This is a genomic window from Streptomyces sp. MGP-P1 (assembly GCF_057766565.1).
In genome coordinates this window covers 38,716-51,043 of the sequence record NZ_JBYMEM010000007.1, presented here as the reverse complement: position 1 = coordinate 51,043, position 12,328 = coordinate 38,716, and the positions used below count along the sequence as shown (strand labels likewise).

Sequence of the window (12,328 nt, the reverse complement as noted above, 5' to 3'; positions counted from 1 at the left end):
GCCGTACGTCACCCGCGCTGTCCGGGGACGTACGGCCCCTGCGGCGTGGGGCCGTCGTCCGCGGCCCTCTCCAGCAGTCCCGTACGGGCCGCGAGCGCGGCCGCCTCCAGGCGGGAGCCGACGCCGAGCTTCATCAGGACCCGCTGGACGTGGGTGCGTGCGGTGCTGGGGGCGATGTCCATGCCGGCCGCGATCAGCCGGGTGCCCTCGCCCTCGGCGACCCGCACCAGCACCTCCGCCTCGCGCGGCGTCAGCATCCGCAGCAGCCGCCGCCCCTCGTCGTCGGGCTGGGCCGTCGGGTTGAGCAGTTCGGCGAAGGCGCCCCGCAGCAGCTGCGGGGCGATGGCGCTCTCCCCCGCCCGCGCCTTGAGCATGGCCCGCTCGACGCCCTCGATGCGCTCGTCGTGCCGGACGTACCCCGCGGCCCCGGCGGCGAACGCCGCGGCGATCCCGCGCGGGCTGGGCACCGGTCCGAGGACCACCACCGCCACCTGCGGGCGCTCCCGGCCGATGCGCGTGATCGGGTCGAAGACCCCGGGGGCGGCGGGCGAGGCCGTACCGAACAGACAGACCTCCGGGGCCCTGCCGACGACCAGCTCCGCTGCCCCGGACGTCGGCGCCGCCGCCGCGAGCACCCGGTGCCCGCGCAGTTTCAGCGCCGAGGCGAGTGCCTCGGCGAGCAGCCGGTGATCGTCGACCACCATGAGCCGCACACCCACGGTCCTCACCCCCCAAAGCCCCTGGACGCCCGGCCCCCGGACTCCTGCCCCGGCAAGCTACACGCTTGTTCGACACCGCGCGGCCCTTACGTGGGAGAAGCCCCCCGGAATGCCGAATTCTCCGCCCTTCGGTCCCGGTCGACCTGCGTTCATGGCTCGTTGACCGGCAGTTCGGGATCACTTCACGGGCGGAAAGCGATCGGCCCCGCCGGTGAGGTGATCGACCGGCGGGGCCTGGCACTGCGGGACGCTCCCCGGGGAGAGCGCGGTGATCAGTCGGTGCGGTAGGCGACGACGAGGTAGCGCTTCTCGTCCGGGTTGACGGTGCTGGGCTTGTGGACCGAGCCGCTCGCCATGTAGAACCGGCCCTCGCTGTAGAGGAGTTCGCCCGTGTCGATGGAGAACCGCTTCTCCGCCTCGCGGACGGTCTCGTCGCTCGGGTTCTCCATCAGCAGGGTCTGCTTGAAGGTCTCGCCGTCGATGGAGACGACCTGGCCGCCCTTGTCGTACGGGCCCTCCTTGTAGGCGATGATGCTGGTGCCGTCCATCCGGAGCGGCGTCAGCGTGTGGCGGTCGCCCGCGTCCGCCCGGCCGCCGAGGAGCTTTCCGGTGGTCAGGTCGAAGGCGACGATCTCGTTCGTGTCGCCGTACTCGCTGGTTCCGTCGTGCCTCTCGGTCGGCAGGTAGAGCCGGTTGTTGCCGACGGCCATGTGCTTGCACTGCTCGACATCGGTGGAGCCGCACTCCGCCGCGTACATGTCCGCGTCGGCGGGAATGCGGACGATCAGCTTGCCGGTGGCCGCGTCGATCGAGAAGAAGTCGGAGATGCTGCTGCCGTCGCCGGCGGTGTCGCCGACGTCGGCCGCGACCACCAGCGGCTTGGTGGAGACGATGCTCGCGTACTCGACGCCCGCGGGCATCTGGAACGAGGACAGCGGCGCGCCGGTCGCCGGGTTCAGCGCCTGCACGGTGAGCTGCGGGCTGTCGGACGTGCCGCACCTGCGGACCACGGCGAGGGCTTCGCCTCCCGCGTAGCCGCGGTCGTAGCAGCCGTCCGCGCCGACCTTCGGCTTCCAGAGCGAGGCGCCGTCGGCCAGCTTGAAGGCCGCGCCGCCGGAGGTTCCGCCCGCGGCGACGGTGGTCCCGCTGAGCGTGACCTCGTCGAAGCGGATGGGCCTGTCACCGCCGGTGGCGGAGGTGACGCTCTTGCTCCACAGGAGCTTGCCGGCGCTCAGGTCGATCACGCCGACCTGGTTGCACGACGGGTACTTGTTCTCCTTGGTCGCCTTCGTCTCCTGGAAGACGATGGCCGCCTTGTAGTCCTTGCTCATGTGCCGGGAGACGGTGCAGACCTCGCCCGCGAGCGGGAAGGACCAGAGCTTGGTGCCCTTGTCGCGGTCGTAGCCCGTGACCTCGGCGATGCCGGACTTGACGTACGCCTTGTCGGTGACCCAGGAGCCCGCGACCGTGGTGATGTCGGTGACCACCGGCTCCGGGAACTGGAAGGCGACCTTGGACTTGGTGTTGGCGGGCGCCTTCTCCTCACCGCCGGCCAGGCCGCCCTCGCCGCCCTTGGCCTCGCCGCCGGTGGCGCCGGACGAGGAGGCCTCGTCCGTGCCGCCCTGGTCGCCGCCGGTGGAGGCGTAGATGATCCCGCCGCCGATGATCAGCACCACGGCGACGGCCGCGGCGACGATGATCTGCATCTGGGTGGAGAACTTCTTGCCGCCGGCGCCGGACGGCTGCGGGGCCCCGTACTGCGGCTGCATCGGCTGGGTCGGGTAGCCGTAACCCTGCTGGGGCGTCCCGGGCTGTCCGGCGGGCCCCTGCGGGTAGCCGTAACCCTGCTGCGGGGCCTGCGGGTAGCCGTACCCGTTGGGCTGCGGCGCGGGCGGGGTGGGGTAGCCGCCGGCCGACGGCGGGGTGCCGTAGCCTCCCGGCGGCGGGTCCTGCGGCGCGCCGAACCCACCGGAGGGCGGACCGGAAGGCGGACCGGAGGGCGGGGGCGTGTTCGGCGGCTGCTGCGGTGGCTGGGGCGGCTGGGTCATGGCGTGCGTACCTCGGGAGACGAGTGGGTGTGGGGGCGCGTGGGGCCGGGAGGGGCCGACCGCGGTCGGATGCCGTGGCGGACCGTCACTTGGTGAACACCAGCATCGTCGACTGCTCCAGCTCTTCCTTGTCGTTGCTCGCGCTCACACGCTTGCTGAAGATGTAGGAGCGGCCGTCCTGGTAGAGGACCTTGGACGAGAAGAAGCCGTTCTCGATCCGGCCGGCCGACGCCGGGTGCTGGAGCAGCGTCTTGGGAGTGCCCCCGGTCGGCGGCAGGGTCACGAGTGCGCCGGCGGTGTCGTACTTCGGCCGCATGTAGAGCAGCACGTCGCCGCCCTCCATGCCCAGCGGCTTCAGAACGCGCTCGGCCGGGGCGGGCGCCTCCCACTTGGGCTTGCCGGTGTTCAGGTCGAACGCGATGACCTTGTTGGTCCGGGAGGTCCCGCTGCTGTCGTCCTCGGTAGCGATGTAGAAGGTGTTGGCGTCGGCGGCGACGCCGCTGCACCCTTCGAGCTTCTCGCCGAAGATCGCGAAGCTGCCCCCGCAGTCGACGGTGAGCTTGTCGCCCTGCGCGGGGGCGAGCTGCGAGCGGAGCTTGCCGCTCTCGGTGAGCGCCGCGATGCCGTACTGCTTCTTCGCCTCGTTGTCGAACCTGACGACGAGCGGGCTGACCGAGTAGACCTTGCTGACCTGCCAGCCGCGCGCGGGCTGGTACGTCCACTTGGCCTTGCCGGTGACCGGGTCCAGCTCCTGGACCTGGTGCTGCGGGTTCTTGGCGTCGTCGGTGCGGCAGCTGGCGGCTGCGATCAGCTTCGCGCCGCCGGCGAAGGCGAAGGGCTTGCAGTTGCCGTCGGGGTTGCCGAACAGCTCCTTGCCGTCGCTGACGCGGTAGGCGTTGGAATTGCCGGTGCGCCCGACCGTGACGGTGTCTCCGCTGATCGCCAGACCGATGTCCGACAGGAAGTCCCAGGTGCCGTTCTTCTTGATCGTCTTCTTCCAGCCGCCCTTGCCGGTGTTGAGGTCGATCATCTGGAGGATGGAGCACTTGGCCCGGTCGGTGGTGCCGTCCTTCACGCCGATGACGAGCTTGCCGTCGGCGGTCGAGGTGTTGGGCGCGGCGCACACGTCGGCGGGGAGCGCCAGGGTCCACTTCTGCTTGCCGTCGGCGACGGAGTAGCCGGAGACGCCGCGGTACACGGCCTTGGCGACGAGGTCGCCGGTGAACCAGGGGCCTTCGACGGACGCGCCGTTGCGCGGCAGGTCCACGTCGTTCTTCTGGAGCCAGGCGACCTTGGCCTCGCCCGGCTTGCGCCCGGCGTTGAGGTCGTCGTTGCCCTCGCGGCCGTCACCGGTGCCGTCGCCCTCGTCGACCGTCGGCGACTCGCTGGGGGGCTTGGGGTCGTTGCTCGTGCCGGCGACGGGCTTCTTGGGGTCGTCCCCGCCGTCGCTCACGAGGAACCAGGTGCCCGCCCCGGCGACCAGGACCACGGCGAGCGCCGCCGCGACCACGATGCCCGTCTTGTTCTTGAGGAACCCGCCGGAGCCGGAGCCCTGCCCGCCGGGGGCGGGCACGCCGGGGTGCTGCTGCGTCGGGTAGCCGTAGCCGGGCTGGGGCTGCTGGCCGTACGGGCCCGGGGCCTGCTGACCGTAGGGGCCCGGGGCCTGCTGGGTGTAGGGACCGGGCTGCTGGCCGTACGGTCCGGAGGCCTGCTGGCCGTACGGCCCGGGAGCCTGGCCGGGCTGCTGGCCGTACGGTCCGGGGGCCTGGCCCGGCTGCTGCGGGTAGCCGTAGCCGGGCCAGGCCGGGGGCTGCTGCTGCGGATAGCCGTACGCCGGGGCGCCCGGCGGGGGCGTCTGCGGCGGGCCGGCCGGGGGACCGGGCGGCTGCGCGGGGGGCGGCCCCTGGGGCGGCTGACCCGGCGGCGTCTGCGGCGGCTTCGCCGGGTTCGGCTGGTCCTGGGGCTGCTGAGGAGCTCCGTTCGGCGGCTCCTGCGGAGCCCCGAAGCCTCCCTGCGGCGGTTGCTGGCTGGGCGGCTGGCTCATATCAGCACGTCCCCCTTCGTGCGGACCGGTGCGCGAATCGGTCTCCCCCGCATTCCCGAGGGGGTCAATTCCCCTCGGAAAGGAGCGAATCGGGCATGGCTTCCGCGGTGTTACGACAGTCGGGCGGGGCTTCTTTCTACCACCCGTCCGCCACGGGGCACCGGTTCGGGCCAACCCCTGTTCCCAAGGGAGAACCGCCTCGTGATGCCTCCGTTACGCCCGGCGGGAGGTGATGGTCAGTCACCGAAGGCCATCATCGTCGGCAGCTCCGTCTCCTCCTCGTCGGTGGCCGCGGAGACATGCGTGAGCATGAGCAGCGAGCGGCCGCCGGTGTAGAGGACGAGCGGATCGGTGAAGGTGCGCTCGGTCACCGCGGCCGACGCCGGGTGGCGCAGGACCTGCCGCGGTGCGCCGCCGTCCGGCCCGAGCGCCACGATGCCGCCGCCGACGCCCTCGATTCCGCTCTTCGCGCCGGGCGGGCCGAGGTAGACCAGCGCCTTGCCGCCTTCGACGCGCAGCGGCATCAGGGTCTGGCCGGCGGGTGCGGGGACCTTCCACTTCTTCCTGCCGGTGCTCATGTCGAAGGCGACGACGTCGTTGGTCAGCACCCCGTCCGCGAACCGGTGCTTCGTGGCGGCGTAGAGCGTGTCGGCGTCGGCGGTCACTCCGACGCAGGTGTCGAGGTTCGCGCCCACGTTCCGCCGCATGCCGGTGCACCGGGCCTCGGGGACGTCGTCACCGGCGGCGGGCCGGGAGCGGAAGGTTCCGTCGGCGTTCAGGACCGTGATGGCCCACTCGCCCTCCACCGCCCCGCCCTTGCGGAGCGAGATCACCGGTGGGTCGACGGAGTGGACTTCGTCGATCAGCCAGTCCTTCTCGGCCTCGTACGTCCACAGGGTCCGGCCGGTGGACGGGTCGATGCGCCGCAGTTCCTCGACGACATCGTCGGACCCGGACCCGGACCCGGACCCGGACTCGGACTCGCCGGCCGGCTGGTCGCGGCAACTGACGGCGGCGAGCAGGACGGCTCCGCCGGCGAGACCGTACGACTGGCAGGGGCCGGGCAGCTTGTCCCACAGGTGCTTGCCGTCACTGACCCGGTAGGCATCGGTGCGGCCGACGCGCCCGATCGTCAGGACGTCGCCGCTGATCGCCATGACGATGTTGGCGAGCCCGTCCTGCGTCGGCGCGCGTTCGAAGGTGGCGGACCAGCCCGCCTCGCCGGTGGCCAGATCGATCATCTGGAGCTTGTCGCAGACCGAATCCTCCGTGGAGGTGTCGGTCAGGAGCCCGATGACGATCTTCCCGTCCGCGGTCGGCCGGGTCGGTGCCGCGCAGACGTCGGAGGGCAGCCGCAGGCTCCACTTCCGCGCGCCGTCGTCGAGGGAATAGCCGGACGCCGTGCGGTACATGGCCTTGGCCACGACATCGCCGACGACCCAGGGGCCGAGGGCGGAGGCGCCGCCCCCCGGCAGGTCCACGCCGTTCCGCTGGACCCAGCGGACCTTCGCCTCGCCCTTCTCGCGGCCCTTGTTGATCTCCGCGGCCCCCGGGGCGGGCGTAGCCTTCGGACCCGGCGCGGCGCCCGGCTGCTTCGGGGCGGTGCTCTCCTTCGCTACGGGCTTCTCGTCGTCGGCGCCATCATCGCCGCCCACCGCGAACCAGACGCCGGTCCCGATGACGAGGACCCCGGCGAGCACGGCGGCGACGAGACCCGCGACCCGGCCCCGCGAACGCCCGCCCGAGGGCGAGGGCCGGGGCCCCTGGTGGCCGTACGACACGGCGGGCGACGGGCCGTACGGACCGGGCTGCGACTGCGGCTGCGGCTGCGGCTGCGGCTGCGGCTGCGGGTAGCCGTACGGCGTCGTGGGCGGCTGCCCGTACGGGCCGGGCCGGGGCTGCGGCTGGTGCTGGGGCGGCACGGGGTTCCCGTACGCGCCGGGCTGCGGTTCGTACGGAGCGCCGAAGCCCTCCTGCTCCCCCGGCCCGCCCCGCGGCGGCTGCGACATCGGTGTGGTCCCCCTCGAACGTACGGTCCCTGCCGTCCCGTTCTACCACCTGCCGCGTCACCGCCTGTCAGGCGTCCTCGGCCAGTTCCAGCCAGCGCATCTCCAACTCGTCCCGCTCGGTGACGAGTTCACGCAGTTCGGCGTCGAGGCCCGCGACCTTCTCGAAGTCGGTGGCGTTGTCGGCGATCTGCTTGTGCAGCGCGGTCTCCCGGGTGGAGAGCTTGTCGAGCTGCCGCTCGACCTTCTGGAGCTCCTTCTTCGCGGCGCGGGCCTCCTGCGCCGAGACGGCCGGGGCCGCGGCGGCCGTGGGGGACGTACGGGGCGCGGCGGCGGAGGGGGTGGACTCCTCCTCCATCCGCTGCCGGCGCTCCAGGTACTCGTCGATCCCGCGCGGCAGCATGCGCAGGGCGCGGTCGCCGAGGAGCGCCATGACCCGGTCGGTGGTCCGCTCGATGAAGAACCGGTCGTGGGAGATCACGATCATCGATCCGGGCCAGCTGTCGAGGAGGTCCTCCAGCTGCGTCAGGGTCTCGATGTCGAGGTCGTTGGTGGGCTCGTCGAGGAAGAGGACGTTGGGCTCGTCCATCAGCAGCCGCAGGATCTGGAGCCGGCGGCGCTCACCGCCGGAGAGGTCGCCGACGGGCGTCCACTGCTTCTCCTTGGTGAAGCCGAACTGCTCGCAGAGCTGACCGGCGGTCAGCTCGCGGCCGTTGCCGAGGTCGACCCGGTCGCGCACCTGCTGGACGGCCTCCAGGACCCGGAGGTTCGGGTTGAGCTCGGTGACCTCCTGGGAGAGGTAGGCGAGCTTGACGGTCTTGCCGACGACGACCTTCCCGGCGGCGGGCTGCTCGTCGCCCTGGGTGCGGGCGGCCTCGGCGAGCGCGCGCAGCAGCGAGGTCTTGCCCGCGCCGTTGACGCCGACCAGGCCGATGCGGTCGCCCGGGCCGAGCTGCCAGGTGAGGTGGGTGAGGAGGGTCTTGGGGCCGGCCTGGACGGTCACGTCCTCCAGGTCGAAGACGGTCTTGCCGAGGCGGGCGTTGGCGAACTTCATCAGCGCGCTGGTGTCGCGCGGCGGCGGCACGTCGGCGATGAGTTCGTTGGCGGCCTCGATGCGGTAGCGCGGCTTGGAGGTACGGGCGGGGGCACCGCGGCGCAGCCAGGCCAGCTCCTTGCGCATGAGGTTCTGCCGCTTGGACTCCTCGGTGGCGGCGATGCGCTCCCGCTCGGCGCGGGCGAAGACGTAGTCGCTGTAGCCGCCCTCGTACTCGTGGACGGTGCCGCGCTGGACGTCCCACATGCGGGTGCAGACCTGGTCGAGGAACCACCGGTCGTGGGTGACGCAGACGAGGGCGGAGCGCCGGGTCCGCAGATGGCCGGCCAGCCAGGAGATGCCCTCGACGTCGAGGTGGTTGGTGGGCTCGTCGAGGACGATCAGGTCCTGCTCGTCGATGAGGAGCTTGGCCAGCGCGATCCGGCGGCGCTCGCCGCCGGAGAGCGGGGCGATGACCGTGTCGAGCCCGTGCTCGAAGCCGGGGAGGGCGAGGCCGCCGAAGAGCCCGGTGAGCACGTCGCGGATCTTGGCGCTGCCCGCCCACTCGTGGTCGGCGAGATCGCCGATGACCTCCTGGCGGATGGTCTTCTTCGGGTCCAGGGAGTCGTGCTGGGTGAGGACGCCGAGTCGCAGCCCGCCGTTGTGGGTGACGCGGCCGGTGTCCGCGTCCTCCAGCTTGGCGAGCATCCGGATGAGGGTGGTCTTGCCGTCGCCGTTGCGGCCCACGACACCGATCCGGTCGCCCTCGGAGACCCCGAGGGATACACCGTCGAGCAGGGCACGGGTGCCGTACACCTTGCTGACCTGCTCGACATTGACCAGATTGACGGCCATTTCACTCCTGTCCCGGGGGTCCCTGCGGTGAGGACCGCTCGACGTACCAGAGTAGTCGCCGCGCGGAGCGCGATAACGTGCCGCGATCGATCATGGGGAGCAGCCCCGGGTCGGGGCGGTGCGGAAGACAATGCGGGGTGGGGACTTCATGACGATGGCGCGTGGAACGGTACGGGGCCTGATACCGGCGGCCCTGGCGGTGGCGCTGGTCGGCTGTTCGTCGTCGACCGGGGCGGGCGACGGGAGCTCGGGCGGACCGGCGGCGAGCAGCGCACCCGCGAAGGCTGCGGCCGAGGCCGGGGCGGAGAAGACCGGGACCGGCGCCACGGAGGTGGCGGAGAAGGGCGGGCAGGTCGGAGGCGCGGGTTCGGCGTGCGATCTGCCGGTGACCTTCGACACCGCCGCGGACTGGAAGCCGCGGGGGGTCACGATGAATCCGGACCCCGAGCTGGCCGAGGCACTGGCCGAACTCGCCGAGCAGGGCACGGTGAAGGTGGTCTGCGAGATCGACGCCAAGCCGGCGGGCAGCATCGGCTTCATCCGGGTGTGGCAGGGCGAGCCGTCCGAGGACGACCCGCGCGCGGTTCTGAAGGCGTTCGTGGCGGACTCCCCGAACGCGGGCGAGACCGCGAGCGATGCCGTCTACACGCAGGTGACGGCCGGTGCGCTCGCGGGCGCCGAGGTCGGATACACCACCCACAGCGAACTGCTGGACGAGCCGAAGAAGGAGCGCGCCTTCGCCGTCGCGACGCCCGACGGCCCGGTCGTGGTGCATCTGGGCGGGATGGACTCCGAGGAGCACACGGCGATGCTTCCGGCGTTCGAACTGGCGAAGAGGACCCTGAAGCTCGGCTGACCGCCCGCTCCGTGTCCGTGCCCGCCGCAGGACCGAGGGGGTGCGATACCGTGCGCCCACTGATCAAGAGCCGGGGGGCGACGTGGCGGCAACGGTGTGGGAACGATTCATCGGTCACCGGGTGCTGCCGAAGGCGACCGCCGTGGTGCTCGCCGCGGTTCTGGTGGCCGGCTTCCTCCTCGTCCGGTCCGAGCGGCGCGACGCCCATAACGCCGAGGTCCTGGAAACCGCCTGCGGTGGTGTCCTGCCGCGCGGGACGGTGCGCGGTCTGCTGCCCGGGGACGAGACCTGGGAGCTGCGCGACGACCTGGACCTGACCGGGCCGTCCGGGCGCGGACCGCGCGCCCTGCTGCGGTGCTCGCTGGAGTGGGGCGAGGACGGGACGCTGGATCTCGCGGCGGTGCCGGTGCTGGACGTTCCGCTGTCCGGCGTACGGCCCGGGGACATCATCTCCGCGAGCACCGCGAAGGAGCCCCGCTGGGCCACCGCGTACCTCCGCGCCACCACCCAGGTCACCGCCGCCTGCCCGGCGGGTCTGCCCGGCTACCCCCGGCCGGTGACGCGCTTCCGCGTCCACGCCTCGCTGGACGCCGACGGGTCGGAGGCGGCGGGGGCGGCGAAGGAGCTGGGCGACGCGGTGGCCGCGGTCGCCAACCACGTACGTGACCGGGGCCGCTGCGGAGGTACGGCGGTGGAGCCCTCGGACGTACGGCCGCCGCCGATGCGCGAGGCGGAGGACTCCGAGAACTCCGACGAGGTCCCGCAGGCCTGCCGTTGGTTCCGGCCCGGGATGCTCGACGGCAGGACCTGGGGGCCTGACGACCGGGAACCTGACGGCGTCACGGCCGACGACGCGGACGCCTGCTCCCTCAGGGTGCCGCGTGCGAAGCCGGCGAATCGGCTGGACCACTTCGCCGAGGTGAGTTCGGTGAGCTGGCGGGGGCCGCTGCTGCCCGAGGCGCGCACGGCGTACGGGGCCGAGCTGGCCGCACTGTCCCGTGCCCCGGAGCCGGGGAACGGTGAGCAGTCGTACACGCTGGCCGTCTGGGCCGCGTCCTCGTGCTCGGGGGCCCGGACGCTGAGCCGGGTGACGGTGACAACGGCCGCGGCCGCTCTCGCGGGCGACCGGGCCGACCGGATCCTCGACGCGTATCTGACCTCGTCCGGCTGCCGTGCGGCGAAGCTCCTCGGAAAGGTGTGGAAGTGAGCGACGTCCGTTTCTGGCGCAGGCGATCGGTGCGCCGCACGGCGGCCTGGACCGCGACCGCGGCGGTGCTGGCGGGAGGACTCTTCTGGGTCTCCGGCGGCTACGACTCCTGGCGCGACGACCGGGCCCTGGATACGGCCTGCGACGGCGATCTGGCGGCCGGTGCGGTACGGGAGCTGTTCGACGGTGTGTCCCTGACCTCGTCGGCCCGCTGGGGCGACCGGCGGCACTGCACGGTCAGCGCGTCCGACGACGACACGGACGCCGGCCTGGTGCTGTGGGCCGGGAGGACGGAACGCATGACGACCCTGGAGGACTCCGACGGGTTCGACGCCCCCCTCGGCCATGGCTGGACCGGTTCCTTCCGGTTCGACCCGGACAGCGAGGACACGGACGAGGCGGGGGCCGTCCTGATGCTGAGCTGCGGCAAGAAGTCCGGTTACGGGCAGCTGATGACGGCGGAGGCCGACCTCGGCCGGGGCGGTTTCGACGACCCGGTGGCCCGGGAGCGGCTCGTCGCCGTCCTCACGGAGACGGCCTCGGCGTACGCCCGGCGGACCGCCTGTGCGGCTCCGGTCGGCGGGCGGGTGAAGCAGGTCGGCGTCACGACGAACCGCAGGGACTACAAACCCGTCGCCGCGGCCACGGGGAGCTGCGCGGGCCTGCTGGACGGGAAGACGGCCGCCCGGTGGGGCGTGCGCACGGTGCAGGAGATCACGGCGGCTCCGGCGCCCTTGGAGAACTGCGTCCTGGGCGGTCTGCGCGGTGCGTTCCTGTACGGGTTCACCGCGCATTACGGGCCGTCCGCCCGGGATGCCCGCTTCCGGCTGGACGCATGGCTGGACAGCGACGCCGCCGCCCGCAGGGGCCCGGACGCGCCGACCGGCACCTACGCGCTGGCCGCCCGATGTCCCGGCGCGGGCGGGACCGCCCTGTTCGAGGTGGTCACCCTCCGCGACAAGGACGACGACCGGAAGCTCGCGGCGCCGGTCGTGGACCACCGGGGGCTGCGGGCGGCCCTCCAGCGCTTCGCCGAGCGCTCGGCGGAGCTCCATGACTGCGAGACGCCACGGCCGGTGTAGGACGGGGAGGGTCGTGGTAGCTCGCCTTCCCCCGCCGCCCCCTCCCGGAGAGCTCCGATTCCCGTGTCCTACGGGATGGTGTACACCGGCAAGGAAGCCAGGAGGCGATCATGCGCACGATGACCTTCACCGAGTCCCGCGCGAAGTACGCCGAGACCTTGAGCGCGGTCGTGGACGACCGGGAGGAGGTTGTGGTCACGCGGGTCGGCCAGGAGCCCGTGGTGATCGTGGCACTCGACGAGTACGAGTCCCTCAAGGAGACCGCATACCAGCTCCGGAGTCCGGAGAACGTTCGCCGCCTGCTGGCCTCGATCGACCGCCTGGAGAGCGGCGGGGCAGGCACGCCGAACCCCTGAAGCACGACTTCCAGGGCTACTGGTCCCGGCGCGTCACCGACGAGCACAGGCTGATCTACACGGTCGCCGGTGTCGAGGTCCGTATCGCCGCCTGCCGCTACCACTACGGCCGGTGAGGCCCG

The 12,328-nt window shown here is 72.4% G+C and carries 10 protein-coding genes; 5 read left to right on the top strand and 5 right to left on the bottom strand.

Annotated elements, in window-relative coordinates; all coding sequences use genetic code 11:
• Nucleotides 1-8 precede the first annotated feature (8 nt).
• The 5 genes from AC3CH1_RS21985 to AC3CH1_RS21965 all read right to left on the bottom strand — a co-directional run bounded on the left by AC3CH1_RS21985 (nt 9) and on the right by AC3CH1_RS21965 (nt 8,705).
• Nucleotides 9-719: a helix-turn-helix transcriptional regulator gene (locus AC3CH1_RS21985; RefSeq protein WP_488464508.1), complete on the bottom strand. Its 711-nt coding sequence runs from the start codon at nt 717-719 to the stop codon at nt 9-11.
• A 272-nt stretch (nt 720-991) separates the two neighbouring features.
• Nucleotides 992-2,767: an outer membrane protein assembly factor BamB family protein gene (locus tag AC3CH1_RS21980; protein ID WP_488464507.1), complete on the bottom strand. Its 1,776-nt coding sequence runs from the start codon at nt 2,765-2,767 to the stop codon at nt 992-994.
• 85 nt (nt 2,768-2,852) lie between these two features.
• Nucleotides 2,853-4,811: an outer membrane protein assembly factor BamB family protein gene (locus AC3CH1_RS21975; RefSeq protein ID WP_488464506.1), complete on the bottom strand. Its 1,959-nt coding sequence runs from the start codon at nt 4,809-4,811 to the stop codon at nt 2,853-2,855.
• A 236-nt stretch (nt 4,812-5,047) separates the two neighbouring features.
• The gene (locus tag AC3CH1_RS21970; RefSeq protein ID WP_488464505.1) at nt 5,048-6,820 is read right to left on the bottom strand and encodes an outer membrane protein assembly factor BamB family protein; all 1,773 of its coding nucleotides are present in this window, start codon (nt 6,818-6,820) and stop codon (nt 5,048-5,050) included.
• A 67-nt stretch (nt 6,821-6,887) separates the two neighbouring features.
• Nucleotides 6,888-8,705 (bottom strand): ABC-F family ATP-binding cassette domain-containing protein, encoded by a 1,818-nt coding sequence (locus tag AC3CH1_RS21965; RefSeq protein ID WP_488464504.1) that lies wholly within the window; start codon nt 8,703-8,705, stop codon nt 6,888-6,890.
• Between the two features lie 148 nt (nt 8,706-8,853).
• On the opposite strand from AC3CH1_RS21965, the gene AC3CH1_RS21960 reads away from it, so the two are divergent.
• From AC3CH1_RS21960 to AC3CH1_RS21940, 5 genes are all read left to right on the top strand, one after another.
• Nucleotides 8,854-9,561: a lipoprotein gene (locus tag AC3CH1_RS21960; RefSeq protein ID WP_488464503.1), complete on the top strand. Its 708-nt coding sequence runs from the start codon at nt 8,854-8,856 to the stop codon at nt 9,559-9,561.
• Between the two features lie 94 nt (nt 9,562-9,655).
• A complete protein-coding gene (locus AC3CH1_RS21955) occupies nt 9,656-10,768 on the top strand; it encodes a hypothetical protein (RefSeq protein ID WP_488464502.1) in 1,113 nt (370 codons plus the stop codon).
• Entirely contained in the window at nt 10,765-11,850 is a 1,086-nt protein-coding gene (locus AC3CH1_RS21950; RefSeq protein WP_488464501.1) for a hypothetical protein, read from the top strand. The genes AC3CH1_RS21955 and AC3CH1_RS21950 overlap by 4 nt, the downstream gene beginning before the upstream one ends.
• 110 nt (nt 11,851-11,960) lie before the next feature.
• Nucleotides 11,961-12,206 carry a type II toxin-antitoxin system Phd/YefM family antitoxin gene (locus tag AC3CH1_RS21945; RefSeq protein WP_488464500.1) on the top strand — a complete coding sequence of 82 codons (246 nt, stop codon included), beginning with the start codon at nt 11,961-11,963 and terminating at the stop codon, nt 12,204-12,206.
• On the top strand, nt 12,116-12,322 hold the full coding sequence (locus tag AC3CH1_RS21940; protein ID WP_488466698.1) for a Txe/YoeB family addiction module toxin: 207 nt from the start codon (nt 12,116-12,118) through the stop codon (nt 12,320-12,322). Before AC3CH1_RS21945 ends, AC3CH1_RS21940 begins: the two co-directional genes overlap by 91 nt.
• The last annotated feature ends 6 nt before the right edge of the window (nt 12,323-12,328 follow it).